This is a genomic window from Sinorhizobium sp. BG8, assembly GCF_016864555.1.
Lineage (GTDB): Bacteria > Pseudomonadota > Alphaproteobacteria > Rhizobiales > Rhizobiaceae > BG8.
Genome location: NZ_CP044011.1, coordinates 185,413 through 204,473, shown reverse-complemented (window position 1 = coordinate 204,473; position 19,061 = coordinate 185,413). Strand labels below are relative to the sequence as shown.

The following is a 19,061-nucleotide window of genomic DNA, read 5'->3' as shown; positions in this document are numbered from 1 at the left end:
TTTAAGTATATCCGAATTACATTTCTTGACTTGTATTGAATATTATTATTGTGCGGCGCAAGATTAGTTGCTACGTTCCATCTAACGACGCCTGATGATTTGGCTAAACAACTGAATGTCCAGCGTCTTTTGGTTTTGTTGCGGCAAAATTCTTCAGAGGCTGTGCGTGCAAGAATTGAAGTCTTCCGGCATTGGAAAACGACTGGCGGCAAGAAAGCTGATAGCGGCCTCGGGCCGTGATCGCTCCGCTTTCGAGGGGAGTGAAGTCGAACATCTGGTCACCTATCTCGAGGCGAGTGACTATCGCTCTGCGACCTTGCAGAATGCGTTTCCCTTGATCGCCGTGGCCCTCTCCGATGACGGGGAGGCTGATCTGCGGGAGCGCTTGCCGCTGCTCGAATCACTTGGGACCGTGCCTGCGCTTCCCGTCCAGCGGCTGGATCCGGCAGCCAGATCGGACAGCTTCGCGCTGTTGCAGGCGTTGACCGAGGGCGGTGTCGGCCGGCTTGCCCGGTACAGCGCCTCGATCACCTCGGAACTTGCAATCCTGCGGCGGGAACGCGAAACGCTTCTGGAAAACTACCGGTCGCTCGAGGATGCATTCCAGGCCCGCAACTGGGAGCCGGTCTCCGAGATTTTTGCCCACGACCCCTATTCCGATCCAAAGGACGAGGGGATAGGGCAACTGCTTGCCAATGCCTTTATCGAGCAGTTGCTGCCGGTATCGAGCCTTGGCGTGGCAGGGTTTGCGCTTCACTTCCACAGCGTACCGAAGGCCAGTGGCGAGCTCGTCGTCGCATTGAGCTATCTGGAGAGCGGTGAAGGCATCGCCGAGTGGACGGTGCCGTATGCGCAGCTCGTCCCGACCTGGAACTTCTTCTCGCTGCCGCGGGCCTGTGGGGGCGGGGCGCGTACGCTCCGGCTGCGGGTCTCCGCGACCGGACCCGAGACCGCGGGGCTCTCGCTCGGCCACCCGATAGCCGGCGAACGGTATTCGGCGCGCTCGGAGGTTCCGCATCCTGATCTCGACCTGCGTCCGTTGGCGTTCCGCGTGTTCACGGGCCTGCCTGGGGTCAAGCCCGCCAGCGCACCCAATATGATCGCGCCGAGCAATCTGCTCGAAGGACAGTTCACCGTCGACTATCGTCTTGCGGTCGACACGTTGAGCCAGATCGCGGACGTTTCGGTCACGCCCATCGTGCCGGAGTTCCAGACGGTGCGCTTCCTCGATCATGAGCACGCCATCGTCTGCCATCCGCTGCCGAGCGGCATCACTGCCGGCGCAATCAGCCGTGCCGTCGAGCCCGGAACGATATCTTTCTCGGCCAGCGCCGTTATCGATCATCCGCAAGGTGCGCCCGCGGCGGTCAGCTTCCTGCTCGCCCCGGCGAACTCAAATGCGCGATCCGAAGTGGCCGAGCTTGCGCGAAAGGGCGCGGCCAAGCCGTCGGCTTACTTCAGCGGCTGGCGCGAAGTCACCTCCAAGCAGACCGTCAACATCAACATCCAGCTGGATGAGCCGATACGCGGCCCGATGGACCTGATGATTCTCAGCCGTGCGGTGACGGACTCGGTCGATTTCTCCTGGCTGAAGGTTTCCGGTTTCAGGCTGGTCAAGCAATCGACGGAGGTCGCCGATGTCCGGTGACGCCGAGCTTTCTGACCTGATTGCCGTGGCCATGCCGCTCTACGGTCATGCGGCACTGGCGCTTGAAGCGATCGAGTCGGTCCTGGCGTCGAACCTTCACTCCTGCAGAGTGGTCGTCGTCATCTCGGTCGACGGCGATCCGCGACATGAGACGTTCGATCAATTGTTGCTCTACGCGGCAACCCATCCTTCCGTCCACGTCGTGTTCGGCCAGAACGCCGGGCCGGGCGGCGCGCGCAATCGCGCGATCGAATTCGTCCTCGAGCATTTCCCCGAGGCGCGTGGCGTCTACTTCCTCGACGCCGACAACCGCATCCTGCCCGGCACCATAGAGACGCTGTATAGTGAGCTCCGTTCCAGTGGCTGCGGCTGGGTCTATACCAATATCGACACGTTTTCGGTGAGCTGGCGTGCCCACTACGGCAACCGTTACTCTCGGCTGGTCCACTGCATCACCGACAATATTTGCGATACCGGATCGATGATCTCGATCGACGTTTTCAAGGAAGGCGTCCGCTTCAACGACGACCGGCAAAACGGATTCGAGGACTGGGAGTTCTGGCTGTCCTGCATCGAAAGCGGCTTTGTCGGCACGCCCTGCCACGACACCGCCTTCGAATACCGGCTGAGGGCGGAGAGCCGCTTCAAGGAGGCCAATCGCGAACGTGCGACCTCGGTCAGCTTCCTCAGAAAGCGTCACAGGCCGCTGTTCCAGCGGCCGATGCTCGTGGATTTCGAGCACGAGGAGTGCCCGCGCTACCTGTTTGCCCGCACGGAAGACGGTGGGCTCTCCTTCTTCACCGACCCCAACAAGCCGCCGACGGTGTTGCGCCTTGACGACATCATCCCAGCGTTCTGGGCGAACATCGGCGAGCCGGACAACGTGCATTTCCCGCCATTCATGGTCGCTGGAAGCGGTGCGGCTCTCGACCTCCTGCGGCGTTCGCGCATGCTGCCGAACGTGCTCGCACACCTGGAGCGGCTCAGCGAGAACAGCAACGTCGTCTTCGTCCAGCTCGCCAACGACGCCGCCCAGCGCAAGATCGAGCCAATCGAGCACGGGGCGGGCGGGCAGAACATCGGTTCTTCCGATCTCATCTTTCTGCCGACCCGGCTGGTTCAGGATGTGATCCACAACAACGCGCTGGACTGGTTCGCCTCCATCGGCGGCCAACAGGTGTGGCCGACCTCGACCGTGCTCAAGGTGCGCTTTCCCTTCCCGCGGAGCCTGCCGCGTCGTTCCCTCATCACGCCCCAGCAGGTGATGGTCAATTGCGTCAACGCGATCGCGTCCAGTTCGCTGCGCCACACCGCCGGAAAGCGGTGGACCTGGCGCCCGGCGCGGCTCGTGCCCTACACGGACATGCACAAGGCGCTGCGCAGGGAGATCGGCGGCTCGCCGGTTCTGCCGCTCGGGCACAGCGAGGGCAAGAAGACCGTGGCGCTGCTCGTGCCGAACGCTTCGTTCGGTGGGGCCGAGAAGGTCGTCTATGCCGCTGCGCGCGAGTTGAAAGCGGTGGGCTACGAGACCCATCTCTTCGTTCTCGGCACGTCCCGGATGGATGTGATCGACGAATTCGACGCAAGCTTCGACTACATCCATTTCTGGGATGCCGGGATACCGGCCTGGGGCGGGTCGGGGTCCTTCCTTGGACACGACTTCATCGCCGAAGGGCATCCGGTTGACTGGGAAGCGCTGAAGGGACAGCTTTCGGGTTTCGACCTGGTCATCAACAACCACGTGATGGCCGTGCACCCCCTCATCGCGCGGCTTCGCTCCGAAGGGACGCGCACTGCCTGCTATCTTCACGTCGTCGACAACACCGCCTTCAAGCGGCCCGCCGGCCAGCCCTTCGCGGCGATCGCCCACGAGCATTGCTACGACGCCTTCCTGACCTGCTCGGAGCAGCTCAAGATCTATCTCCACAGCTACGGCGTCCCTCACGAGAAGGTCTTCGCGGTTGCGAACGGCGCGAGCTTCTCGGTGCCGCCCAAGGCGCTGGCAGAGGTCCTGGCTGTCCGGCGGATCGAACGCAAGGACGACCGCCTGCGGCTTCTCTACATGGGGCGGCTCGATCAGCAGAAGGGCATTGACCGGCTGGCGGCGGCGCTCGGGGAACTGCGCGCGTCCGATGTGCCCTTCGATGCCCGTGCAATCGGTGGGGAAATCCTTGCCGATTCCACCGTCTCCTGGAGCGAGCGACTGAAGGACCTGGGCGTAGACGTGCGGCCGCCCGTCTTTGCCAGCAAGGATCTGATCAAGGCGCTCGGCTGGGCCGACGTTCTCGTCATGCCCTCGCGTTGGGAGGGTGCTCCGCTGATGATCGCAGAGGCGCAGCAACTCGGCTGCGTTCCCATCGCCACAGCCGTCGGCGCGGTCGACGAACTCATTGTGGACGGCGAGGACGGCATCCTCATCAATGCACCTTCCGATCCCCAGGTGGTGAGGGATCTGGCGCGGATAATCGAAGAAGTCGCGCATGGCCGCGACAGACTCGCTCCGCTCATGGAGGGCTGTATCAGGACCGCCGCGCGGCGCTCCTGGTCATCCTCATTCTCGGAGTTCCTGTCGTGGTGCGATGGTTCCGTGAAGAATTCGTCGCTGTCGCGAGCCGCGGTCTTCCGCGAGCAGTCGACGGCCAACCCCGAGGTCGCGGCGTTGGGCTGAATGCCCCGCCAATCTTAAGCAGAAAGGTCCAGCTCAATGCGTCCAAGAATTCTTGTGACGGGTATTCCTGGTCACTATACGCGCCTTGCAAACGGCGCTCACGGATTGTCGGTCTCCTATGCGGAGCGCCAGAAGCAACCCGAGACCAAAGACGATTTCCTGCAGGAAATGCGGAACATCAGCAACACCGGTAACTACCTGATCGGTGAGGGCGCCCTGCGCGCGCTCGCACCGCATGCCAAGCAGGTTCCCTTCTGGCATCTCTACAATCTGAGCAAGAACGGCACGGGACTCCAGGAGTTCAATGCCAATTTCGACATCTGCGTCTTCACCTGCGCGAACCTCTTGCGCAAGGGACTTTCCGCTGACGCGGAAGCGGAGGTGCTGAGCCAGCTCAACATGCCGATCGTGATGCTGGGCATCGGCCTTCAGAGCCGGAAGGATCTGGAAAACAACCTTCCGGAAGGCACAAAGCGGCTGCTGGCGGTCCTGAAGGAGCGCGAGCACTACTTCCTGACGCGCGGTTACGAGACGGCGGGCTTCCTGAAGGATCAGGGTTTTTCGTTCGTGCGTCCGACAGGTTGCCCCTCCGTCTATTTCATGCCTGACAACATGCGCAAGTCCATGAAGAGGCTGCCGAGCGTAAAAATCGGCAAGGCGAGGACGATCTTTTCCGGCTATCTCGGCGGCAATCAGGATGCGATCCTCGATGCGAACGCGCTGGCCCCGCAGGATACCGTGCCGCAGTATGTGGTGCAGGACGAGTTCCTCCACTTCGACATGAAGGTCGAGCCCAACGAGGAAAACCGCGTCTACGACTCGGCCTCGGGGCTCATGATCGGCGAAGTCGCCTATCCCGGTACGGAACGCGAGAAGCAGCGCTTCGAGATTCGCACATTCTTCGACAACAATTCCTGGCGCGCCTGGGCCTCGTCGATGGACTTCAACCTCGGCCGACGCTTCCATGGGTCGATCATCGCCATGCAGGCGGCCGTGCCGAGCCTGATGGTGGCGGTGGACGACCGGATGCGCGAAATGCTCGGCTTCACCGGCCTTCCTGCAGTCGACATCAACGAGATCGACAAGGCGGAAAACCGCGCCGAGTTCGTCGCCGATCATCTGGCAAAGATCAACACGACCGAACTTGTCGACAGGTATTCCGATCGCGAACGCGCCTTCCGGATCACGCTTCGCGAAATCGGCATCGGGCTCTAACGGCCCAGCGCATTGGCCCGAAAAGCGGAATCGATTTCCGGGCCAATGCGTAGATTCAAAGATTTAGAGCGTCCTTAGTGCGTCCGAAAGGACGCGCGGCGCTCCAAGAGCCATCTCTTTCGGTTCAGAGGACTGTTATGCGTATCTTGCTTACGGGAATTCCATCCTATCTGCAGCGGACGATTGCGGACGTCTCCGGTACGACCGTCATTCACCGCCCCTATTTCGACCAGACCAGGACCAGGAAGGATCTGATCTCCCAGGTCAGGAGGATTGCCAACACCGGCAACTACCTGATCGGCGAAGGCGCGGCCGAGAGCCTGCGTGGTCATGACGTCACCTACCTGCCGTTCTGGCATCTCGCCAACAACCGTGACTCGAACGAGCTCTACGAGCGCGTCAACAGCGAGTTCGATCTTTGCGTGTTTGCCTCCGCCAATCTCCTGCGGCCGGGCTATTCCGCCGATCTGGAAGCGGAAATCTTCGCAAAGCTGAAGATGCCGGTCGTGGTGATGGGCATCGGCATTCAGAAGAAGGAAGGCCTGAAGGAACTGCTGCCGGCCGGCACGCTCAAGTTCCTCGAGGTCTTGAGGAACAAGGAGAGCTTCTTCCTCACCCGCGGCTATTTCACAGCCGAGTTCCTCAAGGAACAGGGCATGAAGTTCGTGAAGCCGACGGGCTGCCCCTCGCTCTACTTCGCCCCCAACGAGATGCGGCGCTCGCTGACAAGTCTCGCCAATCCGCAACTGGCGGAAGCGCAGAAGATTGCGTTCGGCGGCTATCTCGGCAGCGTTGCCGACACGATCGTGGACGCGCATGCGCTGCTAAAGCCCGATAGCGTCGCATCCTATGTCGTTCAGGACGAGGTGGTGGCCTACAATCTTGCCCTGACCGGCGACGACAACCAGATCGTCTACGACCCGGCGAGCGGACGCATAACCGGGGCGACAGAGTACAAGCACTCGGAGAAATGGCAGCGCAAGCACGAGCTCCTGGTCTATTTCGACACGCACCAGTGGCGAAGCGCCATGTCGGTGCGCGACCTCTGCTTCGGCCGACGCTTCCACGGCTGCATCATCGGCATGCAGGCTGGAACTCCGGCGCTGATGATCGCCGTCGACGACCGTATGCGGGAGATGCTGGAGTTCATCGGCTTCCCCTACATCGAGGCGGCGACCTGGAACCGCGAGACCGACAAGCGCGCGTATCTGGCAAACTTCCTTGGCCAGATCGATGCGCAGGCCGTGATCGACCGGTACAACGCTTGCGAAGTCAATTTCCGCAATGCTCTCGGGCAAATCGGTCTCTAAGCGCAAATACGGCCAGGCGAGGGCGCGCAAGGTACTGTCCTGCGCGCTGCTGGTGCTTGGTGTCCTCGGTCCAGCACCGGCCGTTGCGAGCGAGGCGCTGCAAGGTCGCATCGGGATCAACCGCGTCAACCTTGCCTGGCTATCAGATGAGGACCAGAAGCGCGTGCTGTCCGAGATCGCGGCGAGCGGAGCCACACATGTTCGGCTGTCGCTGTCGAGGCCGGTGGACAAAAGCATCGCAGCCCTTGAGATCGCAGACCGGCTCGGCCTGCGGATCCTTCTCGAGATCCAGCTCGGGAACAAGGACTACTACCCTGAAGGCACCGTCCCCCGGGACGGGTTCGATCGCATCTGGGATGTCCAGCGACTTTCAGATCTGGACCTCGACCGCTACCGCGCGGGCCTGCGGGCTGCACTTCAGGCCATCGACAGGAAGGGCATTCGCCTGGACGTGGTCGAGCCAGGAAACGAGATCAACTACAGCGCCTACAACGGCGATCTTCTGGTCTACCGCAAGCCGGGCCAACGAACGCCGCGCAGCGTCGGCGAGGTTGCGGACCGGGATGCCTTCGCGCGCGGCCTCGACGCCTATGTCGGCGCCGTCCGGATCACTCGCGAGGAATTGCGGGAAACGGTGCATAGCCGTGATGCGGCGCTTGTCTCCGCGGGGCTTTCCGACATGAGCGCCGGCGAGGCGGACCAGCGCGGCATGGAGCGGCTTGATCCCGGCGAGGTCATCAATCTGCTGCGCGCTCGCGGGATCGATCATCTGATCGACGGCTACGGCATCCACGTCTATCCCGGCCGCAGGACCGATGCCGCGCTCCGCGCCAAGGTGAAGGGCCTGCTCGAGTTTTGCCAGGCGGCGAATGCGGGCAAACCGTGCTGGGTGACCGAATGGGGCATCGCCAACGTGGCGCGCTCCTGCCCGATCGATGACCGGGATCGGGAGCGCGCCGTTCGTGCCGTACGCGGCGCCTTTGAGGCGCTGATGGCGGAGGGGCGGCTGGCGGCGGCCTTCTACTATGACTGGGATACGCAACCCTCCTACGGCGTCTGGCGTTGCGGAGAACTGAGCCCGGCCGGCGCGGCGGCCATCGCACCGGACTTCGCGGGAGCGGCGGCACGATGACTGCGACCGATTTTGGAACGCTAACCGGAGACACCGCATGAAGGGCATCATTCTGGCGGGCGGCTGCGGCACGCGGCTCTACCCCGTGACGATATCGGTCTCGAAACAATTGCTCCCCGTCCATGACAAGCCGATGATCTACTATCCGCTCGGCACCCTCATGCTGGCGGGCATCCGCGAGATACTGGTGATCACGCTGCCGCGGGACCGGCCGCTGTTCGAGGGCTTGCTCGGAGACGGGAGTGCGCTCGGCCTCTCGATTTCCTATGCCGAGCAGCCGCAGCCGAACGGATTGGCGGAAGCCTTCGTCATCGGCCGCGAATTCGTGGGGAACAGCCCGGTCGCGCTCATTCTCGGAGACAACATCTTCTACGGGGCGGGATTGGCCGAGATCTGCCGGGACGCCGCCGCCCAGAGAGCCGGGGCCACGATCTTCGCCTACCACGTGGATGACCCCCGCCGCTACGGCGTGGTCAGCTTCGATGCCGTGACGGGCAAGGCCCATGCGATCGAGGAGAAGCCTGCCGAACCTCGTTCGAACTGGGCTGTCACCGGCCTCTATTTCTACGACAACGACGTGCTCGATATCGCCGCCTCGATCCGGCCTTCGGGGCGGGGCGAATTGGAGATCACCGATGTCAACCGCACCTATCTTGACCGTGGCGACCTCCACGTGCGCCGACTCGGTCGCGGCTACGCATGGCTCGATACGGGGACGCATGAGAGCCTGCACGACGCGGCATCCTTCGTGCGCACGATCGAGTACCGGCAGGGTGTGAAGATCATGTGCCCGGAAGAGATCGCCTATGAACTCGGCTATCTGTCGGCGGACCAGGTCCTGGCCCGCGCCGCCACGATGGGAAAAACGGACTACGCAGCCTACCTTCAGCGACGGATCAGGGAGCTCGCGGATGCCTGAGATCCGTCCCCTCGGCCTCGATGGTGTGTTTGAGCTGACGCCGCGAAGGTTCCAAGACGATCGCGGCTTCTTCGTCGAGACCTACAATGCGGCGAGGTTTGCAGCGGATGGCATCGATACGACCTTCGTACAGGACAATCATTCCTACTCCGCCGAAGCGGGTACCTTGCGAGGACTGCACTACCAGTTGCCGCCGCGGGCACAGGTGAAGCTCGTCAGGGTCGTTCGCGGGCGGGTTTTCGATGTGGTGGTCGATATTCGCCGGGGCTCGCCCACCTTTGCAAAGTGGCTCGGCATCGAGCTCTCGGCTGCGACCGGTAACCAGATCCTCGTGCCGGCCGGCTTTGCGCACGGCTTCCTCACGCTGGAGCCGGATACGGAGGTCCTCTACAAGGTGAGCGACTTCTACTCGCCTGATCATGACCGGGCCCTGCGCTTTGATGATCCCGAAATCGGCATAGATTGGCCTGTCGCGGCCGGCAGCCTGCGGATGTCCGCGAAGGACCGGGAGGCACCGCACCTGGCGGATGCAGCGGTTTTCAGGGAGATCGCGTGATGGCGGCGGGAGGCATGCGGATTCTCGTCACGGGCGGGGCCGGTTTCATCGGTTCCGCTGTCTGCCGCCATCTGGTGGCGGATGGCGCGGAGCGCGTCGTCAATGTCGACAAGCTGACCTATGCGGGCAATCTCGACTCCCTCCGGATGATCGAAACGCAGGCGAACTACGTGCACTATCGCGCTGATATCGGTGACGAGCGGCATATGCTCGAGATCATGCGCCGCGAGAAGATCGGCGCGGTGATGCACCTTGCGGCCGAAAGCCATGTCGACCGCTCGATCGAAGGCCCGGACGTCTTCGTCAAGACGAATATCGTCGGAACCGTTAGCCTGCTCAACGCGGCACTTGCCCACTGGAGCGAGCTCGCGACGGGAAAGCGCGAGCGTTTCCGGTTCCATCACATCTCCACGGACGAGGTGTTCGGAGATCTTCCCTTCGACGGAGGCGTGTTCACCGAAGAGACGGCATACGCCCCGTCTTCGCCCTACGCGGCGTCGAAGGCCGCCTCGGATCACATGGTACGCGCATGGGCTCACACCTATGGGCTGCCCGTCGTGTTGTCCAACTGCTCCAACAACTTCGGTCCGTATCACTTTCCCGAAAAGCTAATCCCGCTCGCGATCATCAACGCCATCGAGGAGAAGCCTCTGCCAATCTATGGCACCGGGGCGAACGTGCGCGACTGGCTGCATGTGGAGGATCATGCGCGCGCGCTGGAACTGGTGGTGAGACAGGGCAGGCCGGGGGAAAGCTACAACATCGGCGCACGCGCCGAGCGCAGCAATCTTGCCGTTGTCGAGGGCATTTGCGATCGTCTCGATACCCGGCGGCCGCGCGGGCAGGGAAAAAGCTACCGGGATCTCATAACCCACGTCTCCGACCGGCCCGGCCATGACCGGCGCTATGCCATCGACCCCGCCAAGATCGAACGAGAGCTTGGGTGGAAGCCGCAGTTGGGGTTCGACGACGGGCTGAGCATGACCGTCGACTGGTATCTGGCCAATCGGTGGTGGTGGGAGCCGATCCGGGACGGGCGCTACTCGGGCGCGCGGCTCGGCGAACGTCAGCGACGCTCGGCATGAGGATCGCCGTAACCGGAACCCGGGGCCAGGTCGCCCTGGCCCTGATGGAGCGGGCGATGGCGCTGCCCCAGGTCGAGGTGGTCGCTCTGGGGCGCCCCGATCTCGATCTGGCTCGACCGGAGACCATCTGGCCGGTGCTGGCATCCTCGCGCCCCGACCTCGTGGTTTCGGCTGCCGCCTATACGGCCGTCGACCTGGCCGAGGATGAGCCTGAACTGGCCCACAGGATCAACGGCACCGGTGCCGGGGCAGTCGCCGAGGCGGCGTCCCGTCTCGGGGTGCCGATCATCCATCTGTCGACCGACTACGTCTTCGACGGAAAAAGGCAGGGCGCCTACCATGAGACGGACGCGCCGGCGCCGCTGAATGTCTATGGCGCTTCCAAGCTTGCGGGCGAAATGGCCGTGGCAGCGGCAGCACCCCGCCACTTCATCCTGCGGACGAGCTGGGTTTACAGCCCGTTCGGAACGAACTTCGTAAAGACCATGCTGCGGCTGGCGAGCGGTCGCGACGAAATCGCTGTCGTCGCGGACCAGCAGGGCAACCCGTCTTCGGCGCTCGACATTGCCGACGCTATCCTGCGCGTAGTCGCCGCGTCGGGGGAGGGCGTGCATTACGGGACCTATCACCTCGCGGGAACCGGCACCACCTCATGGGCCGATTTCGCGCGCCATGTGTTCTCCGCCAGCCGGGCCCTCGGTGGCGCATGGGCGGAGGTTCGTGACATAACCGCCGCCGAATTCGCCGCGCCGGCGCCTCGTCCGATGAACACGCAACTGTCCAGCACCAAATTCGGCTCGACCTTCGGCTGGACCATGCCGTACTGGCGGCAGTCGGTCGACGGGATCGTGAGCCGGATAATCAGCGATTCCCTATAATCAACGATGCCGGATCAATGATGCCGGATCAATAATTGCGGGGGCGGGCACTGGCCCGCCGGGTCACGAAAAGAGTTCCCGGAAAAGGAGAGGGCCAGCCTCTTCTTCCGCAAGGGCGGCGCGGTTAGCCGCCTCGCGGAGCGCCTGGAAGTCAGCCCGGTCTTCCACCCTGGTACCGCCGAGGCGCACCGACACGGAGATCTGACGCTCCTGGCCGGTAACAAAGGTGGTCTCGCTCACCCGCGCGCGGATCCGCTCGCATATGTCCCTGGTGTTTTCCGTCGTCGCTCCCGGCAGGTAGATCCCGAGTTCGTCGGAGGCGAGGCGGGCGACGAGATCGCCGTAGCGTACGGAGGCTTGCACGATCCGGACAAGCGATTGAAGCAACGTTTCCGCCCATTGCGGACCATAGCGCCGACCGATCTCATCGAGATTGCCGACCCTAAGAACGAGCATGATTCCGTCGATACTTTCCTCATCGTTCACGCGCCGGCGGTCCATCGCATCCTCGACCGAACTCACGAATGCGTTGGCGCTTATGGTGCCGGTCACGGGATCATGGTTCAGTGCGTGCTGAAGCTGTTCCTCGGCCTTGCGAAGCGCTTCTTCGCGCAGGCAGATGGTCAGCAGCAGCGGAAATGCAACCGCCGCAGACAGCAATGCGACAACCGCCAATTCCCACCAGAGCGAACGTTCGGGAAAAGCCAGGCTCAACACGCAAATCACTGCGGCTACCCCGGCTGCACAGGTGAGGGCGCCGGCTATTGCAATCTTGAGATGAGGGGCGATTGCGGCTTGGTGACGACGGAATTGAAAGTTCATCGGCGGACGGAGCTGTTTCAGTTGTCGTTGTCGTTGATGGATTGGATCAGACTATCAGGTGACTGGATTTGATGGAATCGCAGCATTGCCCTGCGCTGAAATTTATCGTTGCGCCGTCCTACTTGTCCGAGGCTTGACGAAAGGATCCTGACGCATTACAACTGACGAAATAAGAAAATCGTCAGTCGTAATACGGAGCCGATGAGGCATGGCAGGAGCAATCGATACCGTCGCGGATGCCACGCGGCAGGAGAACATTACCCGCATACTCGATGCCGCCGAACGTCTTTTCAGGCACTACGGCTATGCGAAGACGAACGTTGCCGACATCGCCCGCGATCTCGGCATGTCGCCCGCCAACATCTATCGCTTCTTCGCCTCGAAGACCGAGATCCACCAGGCGCTCTGCGCGCGAATGCTCGATGCCGCCCATTCCATGGCGCTGGAGATCTGCCGTTCGAAGGACAGTGCGACCGAGCGTCTGCGCCGTTACAGCCAGGCGCAGTATCGGCTGACCGTGGATACGATGATGGACCAGGAAAAGGTCCACGAGATGGTGGTCGTCGCGCTGGAGCGAGACTGGCACGTCATCGACAAGCACATCGACCGAGTGAATGCGCTGCTTGCCGAAGTCATCCGCGAAGGAATTGCAGCCGGAGAGTTTCCGGAACAGGACGCCGACGTCGCGGCACGTTGCTTCGGCGCGGCGACGGTGACGCTTTGCCATCCGCAGATGGTGGCCCAGTGTCTCGCGAAGGACAATCGCGCGACACCCGACGAACTGATCGATTTCGCGATCAGGGCACTGCAGAAGTAAACGCGGCGGCAAGGCCGCCATTCGACACACATTTTTGGATCAGGAGTGCGAGCGATGTTTTCGCCGAAGGCTACACGCATGCCTATTTCGCTGCCGAGCATCGCTGTCATGACGGCTCTTGGCCTCATGCTTTCCGGATGCTCGGAGGAAAAGGCCGAGACGAAGGAGATCGTTCGACCCGTCAAGGTCGTTGAAGTTGCAGGCGCCGGCGAGGCGCGCAAGCTCGACTACTCCGGCTCGGTCAGGGCCCGCACGGAGATGAACCTCGGCTTCCGCGTGGCCGGCAAGATCACCGAGCGGCACGTCAACATCGGCGACCGGGTGGAGCCCGGTGATCTGCTGGCGCGCATCGATGCGACGGACTACCAGCTCGCCGTGAAGTCTGCAGAGGCGAGCCTCGTCGCCGCCGAGAAGCAGGTCGATACGACAAGGCTTGCCAAGGAGCGCGCCGAACAGCTCTTCGCCAAGAATGTCACCTCCAAGTCCCAGCTCGAGGAGGCGACGCTTTCCCATGACCAGGCGGTTTCGACGCGGGACGCCGCCATCGCCTCCCTCGACCAGGCGAAAAACCAGGTGCGCTACACGGATCTCAAATCCGACCAGAACGGCATCGTGACGGCTGTGAATGCCGACATCGGCCAGGTGATCGGTTCAGGATCGCCGGTGGTGACCGTCGCTGTCGACGGAGAGAAGGAAGCCGAAATCGCCGTTCCCGAAATGGACATCGCCAAGTTCAGGCCGGGCCAGAAAGTTACGGCCCGGTTCTGGTCCGACGACGGGCTTATTCTGGACGGACAGGTCCGCGAGGTCGCAGGCAGCGCCGACCGGCTGTCCCGTACGTTCACCGTGCGCGTCAGCCTTCCCAAGGACCAGCGGGTGCTGCTCGGCATGACCGCCACGGTCGAGACGGCCGGCGAAAGCGAACGGCGCGTCATTTCCGTTCCCCTCAGCGCGCTTTCCGAGAAGGATGGCCGGAAGATCGTGTGGGTCGTCAAGCGCGATACCGCGACGGTGCACGCGCGCGAGATCGTTGTCGCCGACTTCAGCGGCGACGGTGTCAACGTCACGCAAGGCCTGCAGTCCGGCGACATCGTGGTGGCCGCAGGCACGCAGTTCATGAGCGAGGATCTGAAGGTGAAGCTGCCGGACACCGAAGCGTTGTCCGCCCAGGCAGAAACCCAGCTCGTCCGCTGACCCCCGACATCGACAGAACGGAATGACGTCCATGAGTGCCTCGACCTCCAACCGCAAGCCGTTCAACCTCTCCCGCTGGGCGATCGGCCATCCGAGCATTGCCCGCTTCCTTTTCGGGCTGATCATCGTCACCGGCGTTCTCGGCCTGATGCGCATGGGCCAGAAGGAGGACCCGGATTTCACCTTCCGCGTCATGGTGGTCCAGGCGATCTGGCCCGGCGCCTCCATCGAGGAGATGCAGGACCAGGTGGTCAACAAGATCGAGCGCAAGTTGCAGGAAACGCCGCACCTCGACTGGGTGAAATCCTATACGCGCGCCGGCAGCTCCATCATCACCCTCCAGGTCAAGGGCGACACCAACGCCGCCGACGTCGCCGACGCCTTCTACCAGGTCCGCAAGAAGGTGGACGACATCTCCGGGGAGCTGCCCGAGGGCTTGCTCGGCCCGTATTTCAACGACGAGTTCGGCGACACCTTCATCACCCTCCACTCGCTCAGCGGCGACGGCTACAGCTATCCGGAACTGAAGAAGTTCGCGCTCCAGGCACGCGACATGTTGCTGACGACACCCGGCGTCGAGAAGGCCGTCATCATCGGCGACCAGCCGGAGAAGATCTATGTGGACGTCTCATCGAAGGCGCTGGCCGAGCGCGGGCTGACGATCGTCGACCTGCAGAACGCCATCAAGGGCCAGAACAACGTCGATCCGGCCGGTAGCGTCGACACCGGCACGCGGTCGGTCCGCATTTCCGTCGAAGGCGGTGTCGACCGGGCAGGGGACATCCGCGAACTTCGGCTGCGCGCCGGAAGCCAGGTCATCCGCCTCGGCGATATCGCAACCGTCACCTCCGGACTCGAGGATCCCTACCAGCGCAAGTACCGCTTCAACGGCCACGACAGCGTCCAGGTCGGTGTGGTCATGGCCAAGGGATTCAAGGTTACCGATGTCGGCAAGGCGGTCGAGGAGACCTACGCCCGGTTCGAGAGCGCCTTGCCTTATGGCGTGACCGTCGACCAGATCTCCAACCAGCCGGAGGTCGTCACCGAGGCGATCGGCGAATTCATGAAGGCGCTCGGCGAGGCTCTCATCATCGTGCTGGTGGTGTCCTTCCTGTCGATCGGCTGGCGCTCCGGCCTGGTGATCGCGATCGCCATTCCGCTGGTGCTCGCCGCGACCTTTGCCATCATGTACGAGCTCGGCATCGACCTGCAGCGCATCTCGCTCGGCGCGCTCATCATCGCTCTAGGCCTGCTTGTCGATGACGCGATGATCGTCGTGGAGATGATGGAGCGCAAGCTCGAGGAGGGCCTCGAAAAGGTCGAGGCGGCAAGCTTCGCCTATTCCTCGACCGCATTCCCGATGCTGACCGGTACACTGATCACCACCGCCGGCTTCATTCCCGTCGGGTTCGCGGAATCGACCGCCGGCGAATATGTCCGCTCGCTGTTCTATGTGGTCGGCATCGCGCTCATCGTCTCGTGGTTTGTCGCCGTCTACTTCACCCCGTGGCTCGGCCACATGATCCTGAAGCAGCGCGCGCATGCTGGTGAGCACCACGACGTCTTCGACACGCGCTTCTACAAGCGGTTGCGGGCGACCGTCGGCTGGGCGGTTCGCCATCGCATCGCCGTACTGCTGCTCACGCTCGGCACATTTGCCACCAGCCTTTGGGCCTTCCAATTCATTCCGCAGAACTTCTTCCCGCAGTCGTCGCGGCCGGAGATCCTCGTCGACCTGTGGCTGCCCGAGGGCACCAGCATCAAGGAGGTCGAAAATCAGGCGAAGGCGCTCGAGGCGCGGATGATGGACGATCCGGACAAGCGTTTCATCGCCACCTATATCGGCGAGGGTGCGCCGCGCTTCTTCCTGCCGCTCGACCAGCAACTGCGCAATCCCAACTTCGCCCAGCTTCTCGTCATGGCCAACGACGAACCCGCGCGCGAGCGGCTGATCGTCAAGCTCAGGACCATTCTTTCCGAGGACTTCCCCTCGATCCGCTCAAAGGTCGACCGCCTGTTCCTCGGGCCGCCGACAGGCTGGCCGGTGCAGCTGCGCGTGATCGGGTCGGATCGCCAGGAGGTTCGTCGCATCGCAGACGAGGTGAAGGCGAAATTCGAGGAGAATCCCCTGCTCGGTGCCGTTCATGACGACTGGCTGGAGCCAGTGCCGGCAATGAAGCTGGTGATCGACCAGGATCGGGCGCGCGCACTTGGCGTTACCTCGCAACGGATCCGCCAGATGCTGCAGGCGACCATGTCCGGCGTGCCGCTCGATGATTTCCGTGACGGCGAGGAGACGGTCTCCATCGTCGCCCGTGAGCCCGATGCCAACCGCCGCCTGCTGTCGGCCGTCAATTCGATCTACGTTCCGACCGATTTCGGTGGCTTCGTCCCGGTCTCGCAGGTCGCCAAGGTGGTCCCGGTGCTGGAACAGGGCATCGAATGGCGGCGCGACCGCCTGCCGACGATCACCGTTCGCGCTACCCTGCCAGATGGTATCCAGTCGAATGATGTGACGATGAAGCTCTACGACGAGCTCAAGGGCCTGCGCGAGGGCCTCGCCCCCGGCTACAAGATCGAGATCCAGGGCGGTGCCGAAGACGCGGCCGAAAGCCAGGCCTCGATCGCGGCGAAAGCACCGATCATGCTGCTCGTCATCGTCGTGCTGCTGATGATTCAGCTGCAGCACTTCGGCAAGGCAATGCTGGTGCTTGCCACCGGTCCGCTCGGCATCATCGGTGCGGCGGCGGCCCTTCTGATCAGTGGCGCTCCCTTCGGCTTCGTGGCGATCCTCGGCGTCATCGCGCTTCTCGGCATCATCATCCGCAACTCGATCATCCTCGTCGACCAGATCGACCAGGACATCGCGGCCGGCATGGAACGCTCCGAGGCGATCATCGGGGCGGCCGTGCGCCGCTTCCGCCCGATCATGCTGACGGCCCTGGTGGCTGTGCTGGCGCTCATCCCGATCTCGCGGGGCGTCTTCTGGGGACCGCTCGCCTACGCCATGATGGGCGGCATCCTGGTCGCGACGGTGCTGACCATCCTCGTCCTGCCGGCCGCCTACGCGCTGTTCTTCGGCAAGCAGAAGACGGTCCCGGAGGCCGATGCATCGCCTGCGGACGTCGTCGGCGACGACGATGATCGAGCCCTTCCCGTCCCGGTGGCGATCGCGGCCGAGTAGCAGCCAGCGCCTGCTACATCGATGGGTCGTGCCTTCCGATGTGAGGGCGAGCGGAGAGAGACGGAGCGCCGTTGCACACGGCTCTCGTTACAGACCTTCGTGCGATCAGGCCCAGCTACCGGCAAAGGTTTCGGCGATCGCAAGAATGGCGGCATGGATCGGACCCGCGGTCAGGCTCGGCAATACGGAACCGTCAACGACGTAGAGATTGTCCAGACCCTGCAAGCGCAGGCCGGAATCAACAACTGCGGCATCGTCCTTGCCCATGCGGCAGGTTCCAGACGGGTGGTGGTGCGTTATCGCCGCCCTTGCAATGAATGCATCGATTTCATCGACAGTATTGAGCGGTCCCGGCAGTATTTCATGATCGCGCCATTCGTCCAGCTCCGGGCGATGACCTATTTCGCGGGCTGCGGCAAGCGCGGCGCGGAACAGACGCCGGTCGTGTTCGGTCTGGAGGTAGCACGGGTCGATCCGCAAGGGATCGTCCGGCTCCGGCCCGGTGATGCGGATTTCCCCGCGGCTGGTCGGATGGGTGACGCCAAAGAGGAAGGAGTAGGCCCTGCCAGGCGCGGGCGCATCAAAGCATTCCGAGACAATCGGCGCGACACCGCATCCGACGACGATCTCGGGCTGACCGCCTGCCGAAAAATCGCCCGCGCGCATGTATGCCATGCTTTCGGAATGCTGCAGGCGGGACGGCGCTACCTCTCGTCTTGCGGCATAGAGATTGCCGGCTCCCAATAGATGATCCATCAGATTGCGCCCGAGTTCCGGCGACTTGACGAGGCAGGTCACGCCCGCCTGGCTCAGGACGTCCTCGGGGCCGATGCCGGAGCGCATAAGGAGCGCCGGGCTCTCCAGCGATCCGGCCGACAGGATGATCTGGCCGGCACCGATCCTGACGCGACCGTCCGGTCCGTCGAGGTCGAGGCCCGCGACGTGGGTTCCCTCGAGCTCCAGCAACCGGACAAGGGCTCCCGTCATGATCGTCAGGTTCGGTCTTGCACGTACGGCCGGCGTAAGCCACGCTTCCGATACGGTGATCCGGCGATTGTCCCGGATCATCAGCGAATTGGGCGTGACGCCGATCATCTCACCGCTGCTGTGGCCGGCGATGTGGGGCAGGCCCAGTGCGGCGCCGGCTTGCATATAGGCCCGCGCTAGCGGGCTGACTTCCTCGCCCGGGATCCAGACCGGCATCGGTCCGTCTTTCCCGTGCACGCCGTCACCTCCGAGCGAATGGTCTTCGATCGCCAGGAAGGCCGGCAGCAGCCCCTCCCAGCTCCAGCGCTCGTCGCCCGTTGCCTCGGCCCAGGCGGCGAAATCGGCGGGGTGTCCGCGCATATAGCCCATTGCGTGCAGCAGGCTCGATCCACCCAGGGCCTTGCCGCGCGCCCAGGAATGGACGCGTCCGGCAGTGCCCTGTTGCGGCACGGTGCGATAGTCCCAGTCGTAGCTGCGATGCTGGATCGCCGGCCACATGGCGGGCTTCCAGATGTCCGGATCCGTCGGTTCACCGCCCGCCTCGATCAGCACCACCGAGCGTGACGGGTCCTCACTCAGACGTGCCGCGAGGAGGGCGCCGGCGGAACCGGCGCCAATGATTGCCACATCATATTGGGCCATAGGC

The 19,061-nt window shown here is 63.2% G+C and carries 14 protein-coding genes; 12 read left to right on the top strand and 2 right to left on the bottom strand.

What is annotated here, in order from left to right; genetic code table 11:
• Positions 1 to 166: 166 nt before the first annotated feature.
• The 9 genes from F3Y30_RS00945 to rfbD all read left to right on the top strand — a co-directional run bounded on the left by F3Y30_RS00945 (position 167) and on the right by rfbD (position 11,411).
• Positions 167 to 1,648 carry a DUF6212 domain-containing protein gene (locus F3Y30_RS00945; protein ID WP_203424737.1) on the top strand — a complete coding sequence of 494 codons (1,482 nt, stop codon included), beginning with the start codon at positions 167 to 169 and terminating at the stop codon, positions 1,646 to 1,648.
• Positions 1,638 to 4,316: a glycosyltransferase gene (locus F3Y30_RS00940; RefSeq protein ID WP_203424736.1), complete on the top strand. Its 2,679-nt coding sequence runs from the start codon at positions 1,638 to 1,640 to the stop codon at positions 4,314 to 4,316. Before F3Y30_RS00945 ends, F3Y30_RS00940 begins: the two co-directional genes overlap by 11 nt.
• A 36-nt stretch (positions 4,317 to 4,352) precedes the next feature.
• The gene (locus F3Y30_RS00935; RefSeq protein WP_203424735.1) at positions 4,353 to 5,531 is read left to right on the top strand and encodes a polysaccharide pyruvyl transferase family protein; all 1,179 of its coding nucleotides are present in this window, start codon (positions 4,353 to 4,355) and stop codon (positions 5,529 to 5,531) included.
• 137 nt (positions 5,532 to 5,668) lie between these two features.
• Positions 5,669 to 6,841 (top strand): polysaccharide pyruvyl transferase family protein, encoded by a 1,173-nt coding sequence (locus F3Y30_RS00930; RefSeq protein ID WP_203424734.1) that lies wholly within the window; start codon positions 5,669 to 5,671, stop codon positions 6,839 to 6,841.
• On the top strand, positions 6,816 to 7,973 hold the full coding sequence (locus F3Y30_RS00925) for a glycoside hydrolase (RefSeq protein WP_203424733.1): 1,158 nt from the start codon (positions 6,816 to 6,818) through the stop codon (positions 7,971 to 7,973). The genes F3Y30_RS00930 and F3Y30_RS00925 overlap by 26 nt, the downstream gene beginning before the upstream one ends.
• A 37-nt stretch (positions 7,974 to 8,010) precedes the next feature.
• A complete protein-coding gene (rfbA, locus tag F3Y30_RS00920; RefSeq protein WP_203424732.1) occupies positions 8,011 to 8,892 on the top strand; it encodes a glucose-1-phosphate thymidylyltransferase RfbA in 882 nt (293 codons plus the stop codon).
• On the top strand, positions 8,885 to 9,448 hold the full coding sequence (gene rfbC, locus F3Y30_RS00915) for a dTDP-4-dehydrorhamnose 3,5-epimerase (RefSeq protein WP_203424731.1): 564 nt from the start codon (positions 8,885 to 8,887) through the stop codon (positions 9,446 to 9,448). The genes rfbA and rfbC overlap by 8 nt, the downstream gene beginning before the upstream one ends.
• A gap of 14 nt (positions 9,449 to 9,462) precedes the next feature.
• Positions 9,463 to 10,533, top strand: coding sequence for a dTDP-glucose 4,6-dehydratase (gene rfbB, locus F3Y30_RS00910; RefSeq protein WP_203426431.1), 1,071 nt, complete (start codon positions 9,463 to 9,465; stop codon positions 10,531 to 10,533).
• Entirely contained in the window at positions 10,530 to 11,411 is an 882-nt protein-coding gene (rfbD, locus tag F3Y30_RS00905) for a dTDP-4-dehydrorhamnose reductase (protein WP_203424730.1), read from the top strand. The genes rfbB and rfbD overlap by 4 nt, the downstream gene beginning before the upstream one ends.
• A gap of 63 nt (positions 11,412 to 11,474) precedes the next feature.
• Here rfbD and F3Y30_RS00900 read toward each other — a convergent pair whose 3' ends face one another.
• Positions 11,475 to 12,128, bottom strand: a complete 654-nt coding sequence (locus F3Y30_RS00900; RefSeq protein WP_246752836.1) for a GGDEF domain-containing protein — start codon at positions 12,126 to 12,128, stop codon at positions 11,475 to 11,477.
• 313 nt (positions 12,129 to 12,441) lie between these two features.
• On the opposite strand from F3Y30_RS00900, the gene F3Y30_RS00895 reads away from it, so the two are divergent.
• Genes F3Y30_RS00895 through F3Y30_RS00885 form a run of 3 tightly spaced genes read left to right on the top strand, consistent with a single transcriptional unit; the run spans position 12,442 to position 17,428 of the window.
• Positions 12,442 to 13,050, top strand: coding sequence for a TetR family transcriptional regulator (locus tag F3Y30_RS00895; RefSeq protein ID WP_203424728.1), 609 nt, complete (start codon positions 12,442 to 12,444; stop codon positions 13,048 to 13,050).
• Between the two features lie 54 nt (positions 13,051 to 13,104).
• Positions 13,105 to 14,244, top strand: coding sequence for an efflux RND transporter periplasmic adaptor subunit (locus F3Y30_RS00890; protein ID WP_203424727.1), 1,140 nt, complete (start codon positions 13,105 to 13,107; stop codon positions 14,242 to 14,244).
• A 31-nt stretch (positions 14,245 to 14,275) separates the two neighbouring features.
• Positions 14,276 to 17,428 (top strand): efflux RND transporter permease subunit, encoded by a 3,153-nt coding sequence (locus tag F3Y30_RS00885; protein WP_203424726.1) that lies wholly within the window; start codon positions 14,276 to 14,278, stop codon positions 17,426 to 17,428.
• A 105-nt stretch (positions 17,429 to 17,533) separates the two neighbouring features.
• Here F3Y30_RS00885 and F3Y30_RS00880 read toward each other — a convergent pair whose 3' ends face one another.
• Positions 17,534 to 19,057 carry a GMC family oxidoreductase gene (locus F3Y30_RS00880; RefSeq protein WP_246752835.1) on the bottom strand — a complete coding sequence of 508 codons (1,524 nt, stop codon included), beginning with the start codon at positions 19,055 to 19,057 and terminating at the stop codon, positions 17,534 to 17,536.
• Between the last annotated feature and the right edge of the window lie 4 nt (positions 19,058 to 19,061).

What these genes read in the sequence shown, in the direction of transcription:
- F3Y30_RS00895 (WP_203424728.1), top strand. Translation starts at nt 12,442, where the DNA reads ATGGCAGGAGCAATCGATACCGTCGCGGATGCCACGCGGCAGGAGAAC.
- F3Y30_RS00935 (WP_203424735.1), top strand. Translation starts at nt 4,353, where the DNA reads ATGCGTCCAAGAATTCTTGTGACGGGTATTCCTGGTCACTATACGCGC.
- rfbB (WP_203426431.1), top strand. Translation starts at nt 9,463, where the DNA reads ATGCGGATTCTCGTCACGGGCGGGGCCGGTTTCATCGGTTCCGCTGTC.
- F3Y30_RS00890 (WP_203424727.1), top strand. Translation starts at nt 13,105, where the DNA reads ATGTTTTCGCCGAAGGCTACACGCATGCCTATTTCGCTGCCGAGCATC.
- F3Y30_RS00925 (WP_203424733.1), top strand. Translation starts at nt 6,816, where the DNA reads ATGCTCTCGGGCAAATCGGTCTCTAAGCGCAAATACGGCCAGGCGAGG.
- rfbA (WP_203424732.1), top strand. Translation starts at nt 8,011, where the DNA reads ATGAAGGGCATCATTCTGGCGGGCGGCTGCGGCACGCGGCTCTACCCC.
- rfbD (WP_203424730.1), top strand. Translation starts at nt 10,530, where the DNA reads ATGAGGATCGCCGTAACCGGAACCCGGGGCCAGGTCGCCCTGGCCCTG.
- F3Y30_RS00940 (WP_203424736.1), top strand. Translation starts at nt 1,638, where the DNA reads ATGTCCGGTGACGCCGAGCTTTCTGACCTGATTGCCGTGGCCATGCCG.
- F3Y30_RS00885 (WP_203424726.1), top strand. Translation starts at nt 14,276, where the DNA reads ATGAGTGCCTCGACCTCCAACCGCAAGCCGTTCAACCTCTCCCGCTGG.
- rfbC (WP_203424731.1), top strand. Translation starts at nt 8,885, where the DNA reads ATGCCTGAGATCCGTCCCCTCGGCCTCGATGGTGTGTTTGAGCTGACG.
- F3Y30_RS00880 (WP_246752835.1), bottom strand. Translation starts at nt 19,057, where the DNA reads ATGGCCCAATATGATGTGGCAATCATTGGCGCCGGTTCCGCCGGCGCC.
- F3Y30_RS00930 (WP_203424734.1), top strand. Translation starts at nt 5,669, where the DNA reads ATGCGTATCTTGCTTACGGGAATTCCATCCTATCTGCAGCGGACGATT.